Genomic DNA, 20072 nt, shown 5'->3' with positions numbered 1-20072 from the left:
GCTTTGTTGAATAAATCGAACTTTTGCTGAGTTGAAGGATCAGATCACGCATCTTCCCGACAACGCAGACCGTTCCGTGGCAAAGCAAAAGTTCAAAATCACCAACTGGCCCACCTACAATAAAGCCCTCATCAACCGTGGCTCCATAACTTTCTGGCTGGATGATGAAGCTATTCAGGCCTGGTATGAGTCGGCAGCGCCTTCTTCACGAGGCAGACCTCAGCGCTATTCTGACCTTGCCATCACGACTGTGCTGGTCATTAAACGCGTATTCAGGCTGACCCTGCGCGCTGCGCAGGGCTTTATTGATTCCATTTTTTCTCTGATGAACGTTCCGCTACGCTGCCCGGATTACAGCTGTGTCAGCAGGCGGGCAAAGTCGGTTAATGTCAGTTTCAAAACGCCCACCCGGGGTGAAATCGCACACCTGGTAATTGATTCCACCGGGCTGAAGGTCTTCGGTGAAGGCGAGTGGAAAGTCAAAAAGCATGGCCAGGAACGCCGCCGTATCTGGCGTAAGCTGCATCTCGCCGTTGACAGTAAAACACATGAAATCATCTGCGCTGACCTGTCGCTGAACAACGTTACGGACTCAGAGGCCTTCCCCGGGTTAATCCGGCAAACCCACCGGAAAATCAGGTCAGCCGCCGCCGATGGCGCTTACGATACCCGGCTATGTCACGATGAACTGCGGCATAAGAAAATCAGCGCGCTTATCCCTCCCCGAAAAGGTGCGGGTTACTGGCCCGGTGAATATGCAGACCGTAACCGTGCAGTGGCTAATCAGCGAATGACCGGGAGTAATGCGCGGTGGAAATGGACAACAGATTACAACCGTCGCTCGATAGCGGAAACGGCGATGTACCGGGTAAAACAGCTGTTCGGGGGTTCACTGACGCTGCGTGACTACGATGGTCAGGTTGCGGAGGCTATGGCCCTGGTACGAGCGCTGAACAAAATGACGAAAGCAGGTATGCCTGAAAGCGTGCGTATTGCCTGAAAACACAACCCGCTACGGGGGAGACTTACCCGAAATCTGATTTATTCAACAAAGCCTCGTTAAGGTTAACCTAAGATTTCAGAATGATAATCTCTGCTTTGCAGCGAATAAGGCAATCATAATATTAGATTGAATTGTTGTAATTATCATCAATGTTTTTACTGGTTTACTATTTTCCGGAGGTGTTAATGCCTGTACTTTTCAGGGTGAAAGTTATTCCGCTGGTTTTACTTCTGGCAATGATCTTTGCGTTTTTACTTAACTGGCCAATATTGCTGCATTTTTACGAGATTTTGTCGCATTTAGAGCATGTCAAAATTGGTTTTGTCATTTCTATTCCCTTTGTTCTGGTTGCGGCGCTTAACGTTGTTTTTATGCCTTTCTCAGTTCGTTTTCTGCTGAAACCTTTCTTTGCTTTACTGTTTATCACTGGCTCACTGGTCAGTTATTCGACACTAAAATATAAAGTAATGTTTGATCAAACGATGATTCAAAACATTATTGAAACTAACCCCCAGGAAGCGCATTCCTATCTTAATGGCTCAATTATTATATGGTTCGTCTTTACCGGTATCCTTCCTGCCATCCTCCTTTTTTCAATAAAAATTCAATATCCTGAAAAATGGTATAAAGGCATTGCTTACCGTTTGCTCTCCGTGCTGGCATCGTTGAGTTTGATTGCAGGTGTTGCCGCACTTTATTATCAGGATTATGCCTCTGTCGGCCGCAATAACTCGACATTGAATAAAGAGATCATCCCGGCGAACTACGCTTACAGCACTTTCCAGTATGTTAAGGATACGTACTTTACGACTAAAGTGCCTTTCCAGACGCTGGGGAATGATGCTAAACGCGTCGTCGCTCACGAAAAACCCACGCTGATGTTCCTGGTGATTGGCGAAACGGCACGCAGCCAGAATTTCTCGATGAACGGTTATTCGCGTGATACCAATGCCTTTACCAGCAAATCCGGCGGCGTTATTTCGTTTAAAAATATGCATTCCTGCGGTACCGCTACCGCAATATCCGTTCCGTGCATGTTCTCGAATATGAATCGCACCGAGTACGACAGTAAAAAAGCATCTAACAGTGAAAATTTCCTCGACATCGTGCAGAAAACCGGTGTCTCGCTGTTATGGAAAGAGAACGATGGCGGTTGTAAAGGCGTATGTAGCCGCATCCCGACTGTCGAAATTAAGCCTAGTGATAACCCGAAACTGTGCGATGGCAAAACGTGCCATGACGAGGTGATGCTGGAAAACCTTGATGATGAAATCGCCAAAATGCCAGGTGATAAGCTTGTCGCCTTCCATATCATTGGCAGCCATGGACCGACTTATTACCTGCGTTATCCGGCTGAGCATCGCCACTTCATGCCCGAATGTGCACGTAGCGATATCGAAAACTGTACTCAGGAACAATTGGTCAACACCTACGACAACACCCTTCGTTATACAGACTATGTATTAGCTGAGATGATTGAAAAGCTAAAAAATTACAGCGATCAGTACAACACCGTGCTGCTTTATGTGTCCGATCATGGTGAATCATTGGGCGAAAGCGGGCTATATCTGCACGGCACGCCGTACAAACTGGCACCGGATCAGCAGACGCATATTCCGATGCAGGTCTGGATGTCACCGGGCTTTATCGCCGGGAAACACATCAACATGTCTTGCCTTGAAAATAATGCGGCGAAAAAATCATATTCCCACGACAACCTGTTCTCATCGATTTTGGGGCTGTGGGACGTAAGCACCAGCGTCTATAATCCTGACCGCGATTTGTTCCGCGAATGCCGTGGCTAATCGATTGTTAGTATAACAAAAAGCCTTACGGCAACCTGGTTGCCGTAAGCTGCAAGAATGCAATAAGGCTTATAATATGAAACAACTTACTTTCAACGACCTACGCAAGCAAAGCGCACAAGCCGCAAATTCCCCCCGCTTACGTGCCCATCATAATTTCCACCCTGAATTGAGCGACCCGGTGCAGCGTCTGGCTATTGCTATGGAACCGGGAACTTATGTTCGCCCTCATCGCCACCCGCATACTTTTGAACTGCTGACATCCCTTACCGGTCGCTTTTTGGTATTGAACTTTGATGACCTGGGTAACCTGACCCAGCGCGTCGTGTTAGGTGAGGACTGTAAAGTGCTGGAGATGGATGCAGGCACCTGGCATACCGTATTGTCACTGGATGAAGGCGGCGTTATTTTTGAGGTAAAACACGGTAGGTACCAGCCTGTTGCTGATCAAGATGCCGCCCCATGGGCCCCCGCCGAAAACGAGCCGGGAACTGCAGAGCTGATGAAATGGTACACACAGGCGCAAGTAGGTGATGGCGGATATCCGCGGTAATTAATGCGTTGCACGGAGTGCCATTCTCTCCTTCGCGCCAACTTCAAAGGCTAAGACGCTTCCTCCCAAATCACCTACTCGTAAACCTGTGGCAAGAGTAGAAAATCATCTTATGCAAATAACAGGCAATATCCTTACCGAGGTCGGGATGCAGGCAAAACACCAGCAGAACGCAAAGTATCTCCAGTAAGAGTACAATTTTCATCTACATTTTATCGCGCAGATTGCAGTGGCAGGACAATGCTGACCAGTACGCCTGAGGTAAACTGGCTGGCAGGGGCTAAAGTAACTTTCCCACCCAGCCGCGTGACGCATGCTTTGACTATCGCTAAGCCCAACCCAGAGCCGGGTTGGGTCACGCCTTCAGGGCGATAAAATGCATCGAACACGCGCATCCTTTCTTCTGCGGCAATACCGGGACCGTTATCTTCAACTTTAATGATCGCTTCGTGCTGCGATACCATCACGCTGAGATCAATTTGTCCGTGTTCCGGTATATAGCGGATTGCGTTTTCTACCAGATTTTTCACGATAATAGTGAGTGTGTATTTATCGGTGTAAACCAGCTGACTCGCACTGGCAGTTTCCAGTACGCCAATATCAATACTTTTTTCCAGAGCAAGTGGATGCAGGGATTCAATCACCTCCCTGAATAACTGTGTAATGAGCAGAGGCTGATTATTTCCTTGCCGCGTATTTTGCTGTTCGCGGGCAAGCAGAAGCAGCTGTTCTAACAAGTTTTTGGTTCGGCTTAACCCTTGTTGCAGGCTGTTCAGCCGGAATTGCGCTTCGGGCGACATTTCGCTCGCCGACAGCCGCTCCGCCTGTAGCGACAATGCCGTTAGCGGGGTACGTAACTCATGGGCCGCATCGGCGATAAAACGTGACTGTGTCTGCATGGCATCGTTAACTTTGTGCAACAATTTATTGATACCACCCACAAATGGACGAATTTCATCAGGAATGGCATCTTCAGGGAACGGCGTCAAATTGCGTTCATCTCGCTGATGCACCTCATCGGCAAGGAGTGAAACGGGGCGAAAGGCTTTCCGGATCAGATCAGTCGCAACCAGCAACAGTATCGGCAACAGCAGACTGAGCGGGATCAACGTGCGCAGTGCGCTTTCAAATGAGATTTCGTCGCGTACGTCAAGCTGCTGACCAATGGCGACCAATTGGGTGGGTGAAAGTCGATGCACCAATACACGATACGATTCTCCGCCGGAAATTACGTTCTGAAAACCTTCATGCATGGGCGTTTCCAGCTGAAAAGTGGGGTCGCGGGCCTGCAGGGAATTACCGTTTTCCGATATGAATTCCACCACCACTCGGGAATCATTATCACCATCCAGTTGCTTAACAAGAGTCTGCGAGTCAGGGTTGTCATATATCACACTGGCGATTTGGGTCAGGGTGCCATCCTGTAGTTCATGGGCTTCGTCGAGTGCAAAATAGAAGGTAAGACCACAGGAAATAACTGCGGTAAATAAAATGGCGACGCTCAGGGCTACCGAGAGCTGTAGCTTCAGAGAGTTTTTCACTCGCTTTTGGAAACCAGCCATCCGACCCCCCTGACATTTTTGATGGCATTCCGGCCGAGCTTTTTACGTAGAGCGTGGATGAAATACTCAACAGCGTTACTTTCAATCTCATCCCCCCAGCCATAAATACGGTCTTCAAGATCGCTGCGAGAGAGAATACCGCCGGGGCGCTGCATGAGTGCTTCCAGAAGAGCATACTCGCGCTTCGAAAGTAAAAAGTTCTCTCCGCTGGCCAACAAACACACTTCGTGACTGACCGGGTTCAGGCTGAGCACACCGTTACTCAGCAATCGATCACTGTTGCCGTTATGTCGTCGCAAAACAGCGCGTATCCGCGCGAGCAGTTCGCTGAACTCGAACGGTTTAATTAGGTAATCGTCTGCTCCACTGTCGAGGCCGTGAAGTCTGTCCGTAAGGGCATCCCGCGCGGTGACAATCACCACCGGTACGGATGATCCCTGACGGCGAAGTGCGTTCATGACGCTAAAGCCGTCCTGTCCCGGCAGCCCAAGATCCAGGAGCACAATGTCATAATGCTGCGCGAAGCAACTGGCCAGCGCATCATTGCCATTTTTCATCCAGTCCACCGCATACGACGCATCGCGTAACGAATTCGCCACCACGTCGCCGATCATCAGATCATCTTCAACCAGTAAAATTCTCATCGCGTTGATAATCCCTATGTGTAGTGGCTCGCAATCGAAATCCCTCCGACTCGCAATCAGCGCATATTTCGGCTCACATTAACTGCAAATGAAAAACGCCCCCGACTCACATTAAGTGACAATGGGCTCGCAATCAGCCAGACGGACTCGCAATCCAGTCCGCCGGGCTCACAATAACTGCAAATAGACATCGTCATATCGGTAGGCCGACCGCCAACATTCTGTCGCGTAGCTCGGCTGTGCGGGCAGGGTCTAACTGATTGTTAAATAATGCCCTGATTTCAGCAGGTTTTGCATCAAACTGCTCCACCATATCTTTCAGCCGGTAACCATGCCGCGTGAGTGTCGGTTCCAGGTCATCCAGTTGACGTGACAGTACGGATTCAACCAGCGTGGCGGTAATCGGCTTTTCACCTGTCTGGTATCCTGCTTCCATCGCCAGCGTCAGGTGCAACTGGACCTGCAGCGGTGTACGAAGTTTCATCGCCAACAGGTCAACTGCTTCGGTCGTCAGAATATCTTCCGGCTTACCCTTGCCGGTGCTGGTTTTCAGCAACCACTGGATATATTCGCGCTGGCTGCCGGTGATCCCGTCCAGCGTAAAAATATCGGTACGATAACCGATTTCCTCCATCGTCGGACGACGCAGGTCATTACGCAGTTTAGGGTGACCTGCCAGAACGACAGATAGCCGTCCTCCGCCGTCTTCAACCACTTCCATCAACCGTTTGAGCCCCGTCAGTGTATTACCGTTCAGGTCATGCGCCTCATCAACAAACAGCGCCACCGGGCGTTTACCTTTTTTGACCAGCTCCTGCAGTTCCCGCTCGCGACGTTCACCCTGCTTGGGGATCTGCACCTGCTTATCCTGCGCCAGGTCGTAAAACAGGGCGTTAATCAGCGTGGCGAGCCGGACACTCTGTTTGTCGACCGACAGGGAACGGGCGACAATGATTTTGTTTTCATCCATCAGTTGCTGCTGCAGGCGTCGCAGAGTGACTGTTTTGCCACTTCCGACCACACCACAGACGGCTATCAGACGCCCTTCGCGTATCGCCCCTTTAATGTCTTTCATCAACTGCTTATGGTGAGCAGTTTCATAATACCTGGCCTGTTCAATAGACTGCGTCAGCCCATAATGCTCCATCACTTCAACCCGCATGGTCTTCTCCTGGTTGTCTGTTACGAAAATAGTCTCTGATGCGGGCGAGTACTTCATTACGGTTTAGCGTCTCAGCCAGAATACTGTCGATAAACGCCCGGTCTTCATCCGGCATTCTGGCCAGCGGAATGGCCAGATCGTCGGCAATAGCCAGTTTTGCCGCAATAACGGTGGGAAAGTGGTATTCAAATTTTCGGGCATCAAAGGGCTGATGTGGCAATTCATCAATGCGCTGCTGGGTGTCATCACTGACCACGCGGAGATCGCTTCCGGACAACGCGCTGATGGGGATGTTCAGCTGTCTGGCCAGAGCATGAATACGATCGGCCCGTTCAGCCGCTTTGCCACGCCTGAACGTCCGATAACGGTGTAGTGGCACAGGCCCCGATACCGGATAATAAGGCCCCCATGTTTCACCGGTAAACTCCACATACATCTCTTCGTCAAACAACCCCCACAGCAGAATGACGATTTCCCCCGCCATATCCGGTTCAACTTCCCATGCGGTGCCGTCTATCGTTACCCGCGCATCAACACCCACCTTGCGGGATTCCGGCTCCCGGGCGAACCGACCGTATTGTTCCCAGCTGCACATATCTCTCACGCCGTCCCGGGGGATATTTGCCAGCCAGTCCTCCAGGCGCGAGTGTTTCTCGCTGCGGTGTTGCTGCGCATTGTAACGACTCAGATAGTTCCAGAGCCATTCGTTGGCCTGCAGCTCCGTCTCCGGTTTATGGAAATGGTACAGGGTTTCATGTGCCTCTTTAACGGTCCTGAAAGGACGCTCTACTTTACCTTTGGACCGTGCCGTTGTCCGGGTGCCATCCTTACCTGCCGGTGTATGCGTCAGCCAGTCAACTTTCAGGGACTGCATCACATTCTGGAATACATGGCTTTGGCACTGTTGCAAAGTTAGCGATGAGGCAGCCTTTTGTCTTATTCAAAGGCCTTACATTTCAAAAACTCTGCTTACCAGGCGCATTTCGCCCAGGGGATCACCATAATAAAATGCTGAGGCCTGGCCTTTGCGTAGTGCACGCATCACCTCAATACCTTTGATGGTGGCGTAAGCCGTCTTCATGGATTTAAATCCCAGCGTGGCGCCGATTATCCGTTTCAGTTTGCCATGATCGCATTCAATCACGTTGTTCCGGTACTTAATCTGTCGGTGTTCAACGTCAGACGGGCACCGGCCTTCGCGTTTGAGCAGAGCAAGCGCGCGACCATAGGCGGGCGCTTTATCCGTGTTGATGAATCGCGGGATCTGCCACTTCTTCACGTTGTTGAGGGTTTTACCCAGAAACCGGTATGCAGCTTTGCTGTTACGACGGGAGGAGAGATAAAAATCGACAGTGCGGCCCCGGCTGTCGACGGCCCGGTACAGATACGCCCAGCGGCCATTGACCTTCACGTAGGTTTCATCCATGTGCCACGGGCAAAGATCGGAAGGGTTACGCCAGTACCAGCGCAGCCGTTTTTCCATTTCAGGCGCATAACGCTGAACCCAGCGGTAAATCGTGGAGTGATCGACATTCACTCCGCGTTCAGCCAGCATCTCCTGCAGCTCACGGTAACTGATGCCGTATTTGCAGTACCAGCGTACGGCCCACAGAATGATGTCACGCTGAAAATGCCGGCCTTTGAATGGGTTCATGTGCAGCTCCATCAGCAAAAGGGGATGATAAGTTTATCACCACCGACTATTTGCAACAGTGCCCCTTAACGAATGGAAGGGACTTCCCCTGGATATGCGCCTGATTAACTCTTGTGCAATCATGGGGTAAACATAGCCCCGGAGGGATTCGTTATGACCATCACGACTGTCGGTATCGATCTTGCTAAAAATGTGTTCGCTGTTCACTGCGTTGACCAACACGGTAAAACTGTTCTGGTTAAACCCAAAGTATCGCGTGCTGCCCTTCCTGAGCTGATTGCCAGTTTACCTCCCTGTGTTATCGGGATGGAGGCATGCTCCGGGGCTCACTACTGGGCAAGGTTGTTTCGGCAATATGGTCATGAACCACGGCTGATGGCTGCTAAATTTGTATCTCCTTACCGCATGGCCGGTAAATCAGGCAAAAATGATGCAGCTGATGCTCAGGCTATCTGTGAAGCAGTTCGTCGCCCGCATATGCGGTTTGTACCAGTGAAGGATGAGAGCCAGCAGGCGATGCAATGCCTACACCGTATCAGACAGGGTTTTATCGAAGAGAAAACAGCAACATATAACCGATTGAGAGGTTTGATATCGGAATTCGGTGTCATCGCCCCACAAAGTACAGATGCCCTGCGTCACATGGTTTCTGAGCAGAAGAGTTCTTTGCCACTTCAGGTTCAACAATGTGTTAATGACCTGCTGGAACACATTGATCGTATTGAAGATAATATTACTGAATATGACCGGATTTTGTCCCGCATGGCAAAAACAGATCACCGCAGCCAGCGATTGATGGAACTGAAAGGGATTGGTCCCACAACGGCCTGTGCGCTGGTCGCCAGTATCGGTAATGCACACGATTTTAAAAATGGGCGACAACTGGCAGCCTGGCTGGGACTAACGCCATCGCAGTACAGCAGTGGTGGGAAATCAAAGCTTGGCAGGATAACTAAAGCTGGCGATTCGTATCTGCGAACGCTACTGGTTCAGGGGGCTCGTTCGGTTCTGATTGGTGCCGAGAAAAGGACTGATTTATTCAGTCGTTGGGTCTGTTCACTGGTCGATCGCAGAGGATACTGGCGTGCCGTTGTAGCCATCGCCGCCAAAAACGCAAGGCTGTGCTGGGCATCATTGCATTACGGTGATGATTTCAGGCTGTACTCAGCCAGCTAAAGCACGAAACAAAATAACCATCTGACCTGCAATTCGTTGATGATAAAGGGTTATACCCCGTGAGGCCTATCTGGCTATTGTACAGGATATACGTATCCGCTTAACGAACAAGAACCTCACGCGCGTCTTTCATCAGGGTCCGAATCGATGACGATTCATCATGGCCGTTTATAGTACCGCAGTCTCTCCCCTTTATTTTTACTGAAGAGCAGACAGAAACCATAAACACCGGCGTTGACACGCCGGGGAAGCCCTTATAGTACAATAATTTTCGAAATCCAACCCATCCCGCCTACAGGAATGACGGATTTTTCGGCGGTTCCGGCGTAGACCCACCACAACTGCTGTATAGCTTGTGGGTAAGTGATAATGAAGTGCAAACGAGATGGCGCAAATACTCTTTTGGTTTATCTTTTAATTACTTACGTATTAAAAGATAAACCAAAAAATAAAAGACATTACTGTTATCCCCTTTAAAAAGTGGATAACCGAACAGCATCGGCGCGAGCGCCTCAAAAGTAGCTCCCCACGCTAAAGCGCGGGGCATTCAGAACGGAATCCCTCGATGGCTAACAGCTCGCCTGTTAGCCATCGAGGGATTGGACAAATCCGGCCACGCCGGATACGTCAGCAAATATCGCTGAAGAATTAGCTTACACGCTCGTAAGCGGCTCTTACGACCCGCTAACGCGGAGATACGCCCCAACTGCGGCTTCGCCTTGTTGTGACCACTCCGACCGCGCACAAAAGCCTCTGAGCCGCTTTTAGCGGAATATGGCTTTGCAGGGTGAAGGGATGGATAGGCGATCCCTTTCGATCCCTCACTGGTATCGGCGGCTAACCCTCGGTGCTACCTGTCATTTCATCCTGCCGCCTTACATGCGCTAACGCGCATAAATCCCCGTTCCTCAGTGGAACGAAAACTCACGCTAACAGGGTAGTGACCGGGTAGCCACGATAACTGCCAACAAAATTAGCTTATAGGTTAATTCTACCTTGTCTGAAATTAGCCTATAGGTTAATATTAATAGAAATGGGAGGTCACATGTTTAGCGTTGTTTATCACCCGGAAGCCAGGGAAGAAGCCACAGCATTACCCGTAAAAATCAGGGTGAAGTTTGACCGTCTCATCGGCAAACTGGAGTATGACGCCCGATTACTGCGGGAGCCGGACACGAAGCCCCTGGGCGATGGACTTTTTGAGATCCGCACGATGGGGACGGACATAGCCAGGGGAATCTGGGTATACCACAAAGGCAATACCATCATCATGCTCCGTGTTTTCATCAAGAAGTCACAGAAAACGCCAGCGAAAGAAATCGATCTCGCCAAAAAGCGGTTAGCGGAGGTACTTAATGAAACTGGTAAGCCATAAAGAACTGCATAACGAGTGGATGCAGGACGATGAATATCGCGCTGCATGGCAGGAAGAAGAACGTAAGGAAAAGCTCAGGGAGCTGCTTGCTGAATGGCGCAAGCATGACAACCTGACAAAAGCGCAGGTTGCTGAACGCATGGGGGTTACACCTCCGGTTATTTCTCGCCTGGAAAACAACATCACCAAAGCCAGCATCGACACACTGACCCGCTACGCTCACGCCTGCGGCATCAAGAAACCTGTCATTGCCCTGTACTGAATAGCCAGCCCTCCGGGGCTGGCCTTTTTGTTTCGGTCAGTCCCAAAATTTTGTTAAAGCAAGTTTAAGGTAATGACTCCAACTTATTGATAGTGTTTTATGTTCAGATAATGCCCGATGACTTTGTCATGCAGCTCCACCGATTTTGAGAACGACAGCGACTTCCGTCCCAGCCGTGCCAGGTGCTGCCTCAGATTCAGGTTATGCCGCTCAATTCGCTGCGTATATCGCTTGCTGATTACGTGCAGCTTTCCCTTCAGGCGGGATTCATACAGCGGCCAGCCATCCGTCATCCATATCACCACGTCAAAGGGTGACAGCAGGCTCATAAGACGCCCCAGCGTCGCCATCGTGCGTTCACCGAATACGTGCGCAACAACCGTCTTCCGGAGCCTGTCATACGCGTAAAACAGCCAGCGCTGGCGCGATTTAGCCCCGACGTATCCCCACTGTTCGTCCATTTCCGCGCAGACGATGACGTCACTGCCCGGCTGTATGCGCGAGGTTACCGACTGCGGCCTGAGTTTTTTAAATGGCGGAAAATCGTGTTGAGGCCAACGCCCATAATGCGGGCGGTTGCCCGGCATCCAACGCCATTCATGGCCATATCAATGATTTTCTGGTGCGTACCGGGTTGAGAAGCGGTGTAAGTGAACTGCAGTTGCCATGTTTTACGGCAGTGAGAGCAGAGATAGCGCTGATGTCCGGCAGTGCTTTTGCCGTTACGCACCACCCCGTCAGTAGCTGAACAGGAGGGACAGCTGATAGAAACAGAAGCCACTGGAGCACCTCAAAAACACCATCATACACTAAATCAGTAAGTTGGCAGCATCACCCAGCGGACGTTCATCCGGTCCTCATTTACATTACGAGCTGGTCATCAATAACAATCCTGTTAATTCACTGTCGTTCCGGGCATCGGCACCCGCTGATAACAAACTCGAACAGCATGCCTTTGCGCATGCCAGAGACTACGAACGATACCTGGACTGATAACGGGACCGCGACGCGGCCCCGTTTGCCGGATTAATTTTTTTTATCGTTTTCACTTCCGTGATGTTGGTGATCCCCATGCCCTCCGTGGCCGTGGAAAAGATGCATTAGCGGGCAGACCAGCAATAACAGATATGGCCAGTAACCTGCCACATGTGACCAGTGTTCTCGCAGGAGGGCAAATGCCGCGATCGCGGCGACAGCAATAAGCGCATAGGTGGTACTTTTCATACTGGACTCCTTCTGTTCATAACAGACCCTTCACTCAGTGTTATTTCCCGAGCCTGACACTTTTCAGACGCAACGCATTCACAATGACGCTGACGGAAGAAAGAGCCATGGCCGCCGCCGCAATAACTGGCGACAGCAGTATTCCATACACAGGATAAAGCAGGCCTGCAGCCACCGGCACACCAAGTGCGTTGTAGATAAATGCAAAAAACAGATTCTGTCGGATATTTTTCATGGTGATCTCTGACAGATGACGGGCCCTGTTCAGTATCATCAGGTCGCCTTTGAGAAGGGTGACTCCGGCACTTTCAATTGCCACATCTGTACCCGTTCCCATGGCTATACCCACGTCAGCCGCTGCCAGCGCCGGGGCATCATTCACACCGTCTCCGGCCATCGCAACCACATGGCCAGACTCTTTCAGTCGGGTTATCACTGCTTTTTTGCCATCCGGCAGAATCCCGGCTTCAACCTCATCTATTCCCAGTTTCCGTGCGACTGCTTCAGCAGTAAGCTGGTTATCCCCGGTGAGCATAACAATGCGGATCCCCGCCTGACGCAAAGCTTTAAGCGCATCCGGCGTGGTTGCTTTCACGGGATCCGAGATAGCTATCAGGCCTGCAAGGTTCCCGTCTGTGGCCACATAGATAACGGTAGCGCCTTCCATCCGCAACGTATCCGCAACGGCCTTTTGATTATCAATAACGATACTGTTTTCCTGCATAGCCAGTTCATTACCAATAACAACCCGTTGACCTTCGACATCGCCTGAGACACCTTTCCCCGACGGGGCATTGAAATTACTGACGGCAGGTATCACGATCCCCTTTTCCTGCGCGGCTCTGACAACAGCCATACCCAACGGATGCTGCGAACCTTTTTCCACTGCAGCTGTTACACGTAAAAGAGATATTTCCCCACCCGGACTGAGACTGATAATCCCTGTCACCGTAGGCGAACCTTCCGTGAGCGTGCCTGTTTTGTCGACAACCAGCGTGTCCACTTTTTCAAGACGCTCAAGGGCTTCGGCATTCTTGATTAACACCCCGGCCTGGGCGCCTTTGCCCACCCCCACCATTATCGACATCGGCGTGGCCAGTCCCAGCGCGCAGGGACAGGCAATAATCAGGACCGACACAGCCGCAATGAGACCGTGCGCCATCCTGGGCTCGGGCCCCCAGACAGACCAGATCAAGAAAGCAACAACCGCGATAAGTATCACCAGAGGAACAAACCAGCCTGAAACGCTGTCAGCCATTCTCTGGATGGGGGCTCGCGAACGCTGTGCATCAGCGACCATCTGAACAATTCGTGAGAGCATCGTTTCATCACCGACTTTCTCTGCTCGGATGATAAGACTCCCTGTCTGATTAATCGTCCCCCCAATGACAGGTTCACCTTCTTTTTTGGTAACCGGCATAGACTCCCCGGTCACCATCGATTCATCAACAGTTGTTTTGCCTTCGACCACGATACCGTCGACCGGAATACTCTCTCCAGGTCTGATGCGGAGCTTATCGCCAGGCAGGACATCTTCTGCATTAATATCCGTTTCATGACCGTCATGATCCAGCCGCCTGGCTGTTTTGGGGGCAAGGTTCAGAAGCGCAGTAATGGCACCTGAGGTTTGTTCCCGTGCCCGCAGTTCAAGAACCTGTCCCAGCAGAACAAGCACCGTAATTACTGCTGCGGCTTCAAAATAAACGGCCACCAGGCCATCCATGTTTCTGAACGATGCAGGAAACCAGGAGGGGAAGACGGTTGCAATGACGCTGTAAACCCAGGCTACGCCGGTCCCCATTGCAACAAGGGTAAACATATTCAGGGAGCGGTTACGCAACGACATTCCGGCCCGGGCGAAGAATGGCCAGCCGCAGTACAACACGACTGGAGAGGCCAGAAGCAGCTGCAGCCATGTGTTGTATTGTGGCGGTACTGTATTCCTCAAGGCGGGAAACAGATGAGATCCCATTTCGAGTATCAGAACCGGAAACGCCAGCAACAACCCCAGCCAGAAGCGTCTTGTCATGTCGCGAAGTTCATCACTCGGCCCCGTCGATGCCGTGGCTACGAGCGGTTCCAGTGCCATTCCACAGACAGGACAGCTTCCGGGACCACTGCGGCGTATCTCCGGGTGCATCGGACATGTCCACACACCTTCAGAAATATCTTTCTCCGCCTGATGGTGAGGCTGTTTTATCTGGTCTGGGCTGACTTCGTGGTGATCGTGGTGGTGGTGGGAATGTTCACTGGCATCTTCGGTAAGATAACGGTCGGGATGGGCTGTAAATTTACTCTCACAGCTGGCAGAGCAGAAATAAAGCTGATGGTCCTGGTATCGAATGCTGCTGTGCGCCCTGTCGGGCAGGAATGCCATCCCGCACACGGGATCTCTCACCTTATGCAATACGTGGCTCTCGTCCGGGGATAATGTCTGTTCAGAAGCAGTCTGGTTGTTGTGTTGCACTACATTGTCATTTTTCACAGTAACTCTCCTTATGCATACCTGAAGCATTTTCTGTCTTCAGGGTATGTCATGGATGCGATTACCACGAATGTCGCCGGCATAAGAGGGCCTGCTACCGGCGTCCCGTTATCAGCCGTTCCGCTGACTATTCGATTCGCTGGAAGACTCTTTTACTTCCATCCGGTGAGAATGCGATAACATCGTAAGCCTCTTTTCGGGCTCCCATCTCCATTCCCGGACTTCCTGCCGGCATACCGGGGGTGGCGAGACCGTATATACCTGAACCAGACTGCATTGCTTTATAAATCGTTGTCGCAGGCACATGGCCTTCAATGATCAAATTACCGGCAACCGCGGTATGACAACTTCGTAGTCCTGCAGGAACAGCATGCTTTTCTTTCAGGGCTGACAGCGCCTGATCATTCATGACGTGAGTTCGCACTTCAAACCCGGCTTTTTCCATCGCCTTGCCCCACAGGGAACAACAGCCACAGTTTTCAGATTTGTACATATCAATGACTTTTTCACTCGCCATCACGGGCAGTGAAATGCCGAGAGCCAGGATCATTAGAATCATTTTTTTCATACTCACCTCTGTATGTTATCGATATAAACCCTGATGCCAGGGTGAATTTATGCAAAAGGACACCCGCAGGGGTGCCCTTTCAGGGTTATGACACGCTCTTTTTATGTCTGCGCAGCCAGATGAGTTTGTAGGCGGCAGGAATAATGAACAGGGACAGCAGCGGAGCCGTGATCATCCCGCCAATCATGGGGGCCGCAATACGGCTCATGACCTCTGAACCTGCGCCGGTTCCCCAGAGTATGGGCAGCAGGCCCGCAATGATCACCGCCACGGTCATGGCTTTCGGCCGGACACGCAGTACGGCACCATGATAGAGGGCTTCATCAAGACCTTCCGGTGTGAACGTCTCTTTACGGGACAATTCCGGGTGCGCTTCAATGGCATGACGCAGATACATCAGCATGACCACGCCAAACTCTGCTGCCACCCCGGCCAGGGCGATAAACCCGGTTCCGGTCGCCACTGACATATGGAAGCCCTGCCAGTACAGGAACCATATTCCGCCAACCAGGGCGAACGGCAGGCTCATCAGGATCAGCAGGGCTTCGTCAACCCGGCGGAATGCCAGATACAACAGGATGAAAATGATCATCACCGTCATCGGCACCATCAGCTTCAGTTTCTTGTTGGCATGCTCAAGCAGTTCAAACTGTCCGGAGAATGCCACACTGGTTCCCGGTCTCAGTTTCACTTTCTCGCTGATGGCCGTCTTAATGTCGTTAACCACCGACACCATGTCCCTGCCGCGGGCATCAACATAAATCCAGCTGGCTGGCCGGGCATTTTCGGTTTTCAGCATGGTTGGTCCGGAAACGACGTTAATATCCGCGACATCGCCCAGCGTGATCTGCTGCTTCATCGGGGTCAGGATCGGCATCTGTTTCAGCGCCTGCGGACTGTTCCGGTAATCCTGCGGGTAGCGAATGTTAATAGGGTACCGGGCCACCCCTTCAACCGTCTCACCCACCATAGCACCTCCGATTGCTGAAGAGACGAACAGCTGGACATCACCTACCGTCATCCCGTAGCGGGAGGCTTTCTCCCGGTTGATATCGATATCGATGTAGCGCCCGCCCTCAAGTCGCTCAGCCAGGACAGACACCACGCCAGGCACGGTTTTGGCTACCGCCTCGATACTCTGCGCCGTCGCGTCGATATCGGACAGAACAGTCCCGGACACTTTGATACCTATCGGGCTTTTGATCCCGGTTGAGAGCATATCAATACGGTTACGGATAGGCGGCACCCAGAGGTTTGCCAGACCCGGTAAACGGACTGTCCTGTCGAGTTCATCAATAATCTTGTCAATTGTCATGCCGGGACGCCACTGATCCTCAGGTTTGAGCTGGATCGTGGTTTCCACCATTTCGAGCGGCGCGGAATCCGTTGCGGTCTGTGCTTTACCGGTCTTGCCAAATACAGAAGCCACTTCAGGAACGCTTTTGATTAACTTGTCTGTTGTCTGCAGGAGCGCTGCAGCTTCTGCCGGAGAGACACCCGGCAGGGTCGACGGCATATACAGCAGATCGCCCTCGTTAATCTTCGGCAGAAATTCACCGCCCACCTGACTCAGTGGCCAGATAACCGTGAAAATGGACAAGGCCGCAACCAGCAGGGTTGTTTTTGGCCAGTGGAGGACCCGCAGCAGCAAAGGATGATACGCTTTGATCAGCACCCGGTTCAGGGGGTTACTTGTCTCGGCAGGAATTTTCCCCCGGATCCAGAATCCCATCAGAATAGGAATGACGATGATGGCCAGCGCGGCCGCGCCCGCCATGGAGTACGTTTTCGTGAATGCCAGCGGGCCAAACAGACGACCTTCCTGCCCTTCCAGGGTAAAGATAGGAATAAAGGACAGGGTGATGATCAGCAGGCTGATAAACAGTGCGGGTCCCACTTCAACGGAGGCATCGGTAATCACCTTCCAGCGGGTGGCGTTGTCAATCTGCTCACCCGGATGCTGATGATCCCACTCCTCAAGCCGCTTATGCGCATTCTCAATCATCACAATGGCGGCATCCACCATCGCACCGACGGCAATCGCTATCCCTCCCAGCGACATGATATTGGCGTTCAGTCCCTGGAAGTGCATGACGATAAAGGCGATACACAGACCAAGCGGCAGAGAGATAATCGCCACCAGGGCAGAACGTACGTGCCACAGGAACAGGGCACAGACGATGGCCACCACGATAAACTCTTCCAGAAGTTTGGAACTGAGGTTATCAATCGCCCGGTCGATGAGCTGGCTGCGATCGTAGGTGGTCACGATTTCAACGCCTTCCGGCAGGCTGGCCTTCAGCGTCTCAAGTTTATCCCTCACTGCCGTGATAACGTCGCGTGCATTTTTACCCGACCGCAGGATCACCACGCCGCCAGCGACTTCGCCCTGGCCGTTCAGCTCGGCAATACCACGCCGCATTTCAGGCCCGGTCTGCACGCGGGCAACATCCCGCAGATAAACCGGCACGCCGTTCTCGCCTGTTTTCAGGACGATGTTATTAAAATCATCAATGCTCTGAAGATAACCGCTGGCACGGACCATATACTCAGCTTCGGCCATTTCAACGGATGAGCCACCGGCCTCCTGGTTAGACGATTCAAGGGCCTGTTTCACTTCGGGCAGGCTGATACCATACTGAGACAGTTTTACCGGATTGACCTGAATCTGGTACTGTTTCACCACGCCGCCAACCGAAGCGACCTCAGCCACGTTCGGGATGGTCTTCAGTTCAAATTTCAGGAACCAGTCCTGCAGAGAACGCAGTTCTGAAAGGTCGTGTTTTCCGCTGCGATCGACAAGGGCATATTCAAATATCCAGCCCACCCCCGTGGCGTCCGGACCGATTTCAGAGCTCACACCCGCAGGCAGTTTGCCCTGAACCTGATTCAGGTATTCCAGCACGCGCGAACGGGCCCAGTACAGATCGGTCCCGTCTTCAAAAATGACATACACATACGAATCACCGAACTGTGAAAAGCCACGCACGGTTTTTGCGCCAGGTACGGACAGCATGGTGGTGGTAAGCGGATAGGTGACCTGGTTTTCTACAATCTGCGGAGCCTGTCCGGGATAGCTGGTTTTAATAATGACCTGCACATCTGACAGGTCAGGCAGCGCATCGACCGGCGTGTTAATTATCGTCCATGTGCCCCAGATGCTGAGAAACAGTGCGCCCATCATGACCAGGAAACGGTTGGCGACAGAGCGCCGGATAATCCATTCAATCATCGTCGTCTCCTCAGTGCCCTGAATGCATATTTACAGGCTGCTCAGACATTGCTGGCATACTGTTTTCTGTTTTTTCAGGGTGGCGCATACGTTCCAGCGCGCCCGTAATATTGGCTTCGGAGTCAATGAGGAACAGGCCACTGACCACCACGGTATCGCCTTCATTAAGACCGGAGCCAATGCCGGACTGTTGCTGTGATTCATGCAGAACGTGGATCTGTTTCGGCACAAACTTGCCTTCATCATCAACAGTAATCACGCGCTGTTCTTTGCCGGTATCGATAACGGCCTGGCTTGGTATCAGCAGCATCTCCTGACTTTGGGTATTCAGTTTGAGATAGGCATTCATGCCCGGCTTGAGAAACTCATCCTTGTTAGTAACCTGGAGGCGGACCTGAAGCGTGCGGGTTGTCTGATCCACGCTGGGAAGAATGTTCCATTTTTCGACATGGAATGTTTTATCCGGATAAGCCGGTACCGAAATTTCAAACTGCGACGTATCTTTCAGCAGATATGCGATAGATTCTGGCACTGCAGCGCTGATCCAGACCGGGTCCATCCCCTGAATCTGAGCCACCACCTTATCTTTGGAAATATTCATGCCGGTGCGCAGGTCAAATGCAGTAATGACACCATCAATAGGTGCTTTAATGGTAAAACGGGTCTGGATTGTGCGGGTTGAACGCAGCCTTTGAATATCCTCTTCCGGCATACCAGCCAGACGAAGTCGCTCCAGAACCCCTTTTATCTGGGTTGGCGTACCGCCTGTACCGGATAACAGCAGAAACTCACTTTGTGCCTCAACCCATTCAGGAATGGTGATATCGATAAGCGGAGTGCCTTTCTTCACATGATCGCCAATCGTCAGGGGATACACTTTTTCGACGAAACCGTCAGAACGCGCCTGCACAATGACAAACTGATATTCGTTGTAACTGACATTAGCCGGGATTGTCTGAGAATAATTCAGCATTCCTCGCGTGACTTTTTGCGTTTTTAATCCCAGATTCTGAACCTGAGTTGGATCGATACGGATCCCGCCACTGCTTTTATCGCCACTTTCATCAGCATATTTCGGCACAAGGTCCATATCCATAAAAGGCGATTTTCCGGGTTTATCAAATTTGGTATCCGGTTTCATCGGGTCATACCAGAAAAGTACCTTTTTCTCCGGTGCCTTTTGTTCTGCTGGTACTGTTTTTTGTGATGAGTTTACATACTGCCAGGCAGTAACCGATATCAGCCCCCCTGCTATGAGGCTGCTGATAATTATTGCAGCATATTTTATCTTTAAAGAAGCCATACAATTTCTCGCTGAAAAATCAAAACACCTGGCATATGCGCACGATTATTCATTCACAGTAATC

Annotated in this window: 17 protein-coding genes and 1 pseudogene; 7 read left to right on the top strand and 11 right to left on the bottom strand. The window is 51.4% G+C overall.

All coding sequences use genetic code 11. From position 1 onward, the window contains the following. The first annotated feature begins 31 nt into the window (after positions 1–31). The 3 genes from K9N75_RS22155 (at position 32) to K9N75_RS22145 (ending at position 3361) form a co-directional block, all read left to right on the top strand. Positions 32–1000 (top strand): IS5-like element IS903B family transposase, encoded by a 969-nt coding sequence (locus K9N75_RS22155; RefSeq protein ID WP_072196614.1) that lies wholly within the window; start codon positions 32–34, stop codon positions 998–1000. Positions 1001–1188: 188 nt separating this feature from the next. Next, positions 1189–2808 carry a phosphoethanolamine--lipid A transferase MCR-9.1 gene (locus K9N75_RS22150; RefSeq protein ID WP_001572373.1) on the top strand — a complete coding sequence of 540 codons (1620 nt, stop codon included), beginning with the start codon at positions 1189–1191 and terminating at the stop codon, positions 2806–2808. Between the two features lie 76 nt (positions 2809–2884). After that, a complete protein-coding gene (locus K9N75_RS22145) occupies positions 2885–3361 on the top strand; it encodes a WbuC family cupin fold metalloprotein (RefSeq protein ID WP_001572372.1) in 477 nt (158 codons plus the stop codon). A gap of 212 nt (positions 3362–3573) precedes the next feature. Here the strand turns inward: K9N75_RS22145 and qseC-like are convergent, their stop codons facing one another. From qseC-like to K9N75_RS22120, 5 genes and pseudogenes are all read right to left on the bottom strand, one after another. Next, positions 3574–4923 carry a QseC-like sensor histidine kinase gene (gene qseC-like / locus K9N75_RS22140; protein ID WP_001572371.1) on the bottom strand — a complete coding sequence of 450 codons (1350 nt, stop codon included), beginning with the start codon at positions 4921–4923 and terminating at the stop codon, positions 3574–3576. Next, complete coding sequence (gene qseB-like, locus K9N75_RS22135) at positions 4899–5567, bottom strand: QseB-like response regulator transcription factor (RefSeq protein ID WP_001572368.1); 669 nt, start codon at positions 5565–5567, stop codon at positions 4899–4901. The genes qseC-like and qseB-like overlap by 25 nt, the downstream gene beginning before the upstream one ends. A 193-nt stretch (positions 5568–5760) precedes the next feature. After that, positions 5761–6786, bottom strand: a complete 1026-nt coding sequence (locus K9N75_RS22130) for an ExeA family protein (RefSeq protein WP_077909719.1) — start codon at positions 6784–6786, stop codon at positions 5761–5763. Next, positions 6719–7627 (bottom strand): annotated as a pseudogene (locus tag K9N75_RS22125) (IS481 family transposase); the annotation flags it as partial. The pseudogene K9N75_RS22125 and the gene K9N75_RS22130, both read right to left, overlap by 68 nt. 51 nt (positions 7628–7678) lie before the next feature. Then, positions 7679–8383 (bottom strand): IS6-like element IS26 family transposase, encoded by a 705-nt coding sequence (locus K9N75_RS22120; protein WP_001572363.1) that lies wholly within the window; start codon positions 8381–8383, stop codon positions 7679–7681. A gap of 153 nt (positions 8384–8536) precedes the next feature. On the opposite strand from K9N75_RS22120, the gene K9N75_RS22115 reads away from it, so the two are divergent. The 4 genes from K9N75_RS22115 (at position 8537) to K9N75_RS22105 (ending at position 11196) form a co-directional block, all read left to right on the top strand. Further along, entirely contained in the window at positions 8537–9559 is a 1023-nt protein-coding gene (locus K9N75_RS22115; RefSeq protein WP_001572362.1) for an IS110 family RNA-guided transposase, read from the top strand. A gap of 636 nt (positions 9560–10195) precedes the next feature. Beyond that, entirely contained in the window at positions 10196–10327 is a 132-nt protein-coding gene (locus tag K9N75_RS22945; protein ID WP_487249805.1) for a replication-associated protein RepA4, read from the top strand. 277 nt (positions 10328–10604) lie between these two features. Beyond that, the gene (locus K9N75_RS22110; RefSeq protein WP_000493286.1) at positions 10605–10934 is read left to right on the top strand and encodes a type II toxin-antitoxin system RelE/ParE family toxin; all 330 of its coding nucleotides are present in this window, start codon (positions 10605–10607) and stop codon (positions 10932–10934) included. Next, on the top strand, positions 10915–11196 hold the full coding sequence (locus K9N75_RS22105) for a helix-turn-helix domain-containing protein (RefSeq protein WP_000780222.1): 282 nt from the start codon (positions 10915–10917) through the stop codon (positions 11194–11196). Before K9N75_RS22110 ends, K9N75_RS22105 begins: the two co-directional genes overlap by 20 nt. 83 nt (positions 11197–11279) lie before the next feature. On the opposite strand, the gene K9N75_RS22100 is transcribed toward K9N75_RS22105, so the two are convergent. The 6 genes from K9N75_RS22100 to silB form a co-directional block, all read right to left on the bottom strand. Beyond that, a protein-coding gene (locus tag K9N75_RS22100) for an IS1-like element IS1B family transposase (protein ID WP_095033700.1) occupies positions 11280–11977 on the bottom strand; the annotation gives its coding sequence in 2 pieces (ribosomal slippage) (positions 11280–11728 and positions 11728–11977; 699 coding nt in all). Positions 11978–12222: 245 nt separating this feature from the next. Next, positions 12223–12420 carry a DUF2933 domain-containing protein gene (locus K9N75_RS22095; RefSeq protein ID WP_000843494.1) on the bottom strand — a complete coding sequence of 66 codons (198 nt, stop codon included), beginning with the start codon at positions 12418–12420 and terminating at the stop codon, positions 12223–12225. Between the two features lie 40 nt (positions 12421–12460). After that, positions 12461–14935 carry an Ag(+)-translocating P-type ATPase SilP gene (gene silP / locus K9N75_RS22090; RefSeq protein ID WP_139152414.1) on the bottom strand — a complete coding sequence of 825 codons (2475 nt, stop codon included), beginning with the start codon at positions 14933–14935 and terminating at the stop codon, positions 12461–12463. 97 nt (positions 14936–15032) lie between these two features. Continuing rightward, complete coding sequence (locus K9N75_RS22085; RefSeq protein ID WP_001572357.1) at positions 15033–15473, bottom strand: DUF411 domain-containing protein; 441 nt, start codon at positions 15471–15473, stop codon at positions 15033–15035. An 85-nt stretch (positions 15474–15558) separates the two neighbouring features. Then, on the bottom strand, positions 15559–18705 hold the full coding sequence (gene silA / locus K9N75_RS22080; RefSeq protein ID WP_001572356.1) for a Cu(+)/Ag(+) efflux RND transporter permease subunit SilA: 3147 nt from the start codon (positions 18703–18705) through the stop codon (positions 15559–15561). Positions 18706–18715: 10 nt separating this feature from the next. Next, complete coding sequence (gene silB / locus K9N75_RS22075) at positions 18716–20008, bottom strand: Cu(+)/Ag(+) efflux RND transporter periplasmic adaptor subunit SilB (protein WP_001572354.1); 1293 nt, start codon at positions 20006–20008, stop codon at positions 18716–18718. Positions 20009–20072 lie beyond the last annotated feature (64 nt).

The sequence above is a fragment of the Hafnia paralvei genome (assembly GCF_020150375.1).
Taxonomy (GTDB): domain Bacteria; phylum Pseudomonadota; class Gammaproteobacteria; order Enterobacterales; family Enterobacteriaceae; genus Hafnia; species Hafnia paralvei.
This window is presented reverse-complemented; position numbering and strand designations above follow the sequence as displayed.

Excerpts from the sequence above, each read along its gene's own strand:
- K9N75_RS22150 (WP_001572373.1), top strand. The coding sequence starts at position 1,189 with ATGCCTGTACTTTTCAGGGTGAAAGTTATTCCGCTGGTTTTACTTCTG.
- K9N75_RS22145 (WP_001572372.1), top strand. The coding sequence starts at position 2,885 with ATGAAACAACTTACTTTCAACGACCTACGCAAGCAAAGCGCACAAGCC.
- qseC-like (WP_001572371.1), bottom strand. The coding sequence starts at position 4,923 with ATGGCTGGTTTCCAAAAGCGAGTGAAAAACTCTCTGAAGCTACAGCTC.
- qseB-like (WP_001572368.1), bottom strand. The coding sequence starts at position 5,567 with ATGAGAATTTTACTGGTTGAAGATGATCTGATGATCGGCGACGTGGTG.
- K9N75_RS22130 (WP_077909719.1), bottom strand. The coding sequence starts at position 6,786 with ATGAAGTACTCGCCCGCATCAGAGACTATTTTCGTAACAGACAACCAG.
- K9N75_RS22120 (WP_001572363.1), bottom strand. The coding sequence starts at position 8,383 with ATGAACCCATTCAAAGGCCGGCATTTTCAGCGTGACATCATTCTGTGG.
- K9N75_RS22115 (WP_001572362.1), top strand. The coding sequence starts at position 8,537 with ATGACCATCACGACTGTCGGTATCGATCTTGCTAAAAATGTGTTCGCT.
- K9N75_RS22110 (WP_000493286.1), top strand. The coding sequence starts at position 10,605 with ATGTTTAGCGTTGTTTATCACCCGGAAGCCAGGGAAGAAGCCACAGCA.
- K9N75_RS22105 (WP_000780222.1), top strand. The coding sequence starts at position 10,915 with ATGAAACTGGTAAGCCATAAAGAACTGCATAACGAGTGGATGCAGGAC.
- K9N75_RS22095 (WP_000843494.1), bottom strand. The coding sequence starts at position 12,420 with ATGAAAAGTACCACCTATGCGCTTATTGCTGTCGCCGCGATCGCGGCA.
- silP (WP_139152414.1), bottom strand. The coding sequence starts at position 14,935 with ATGCTTCAGGTATGCATAAGGAGAGTTACTGTGAAAAATGACAATGTA.
- K9N75_RS22085 (WP_001572357.1), bottom strand. The coding sequence starts at position 15,473 with ATGAAAAAAATGATTCTAATGATCCTGGCTCTCGGCATTTCACTGCCC.
- silA (WP_001572356.1), bottom strand. The coding sequence starts at position 18,705 with ATGATTGAATGGATTATCCGGCGCTCTGTCGCCAACCGTTTCCTGGTC.
- silB (WP_001572354.1), bottom strand. The coding sequence starts at position 20,008 with ATGGCTTCTTTAAAGATAAAATATGCTGCAATAATTATCAGCAGCCTC.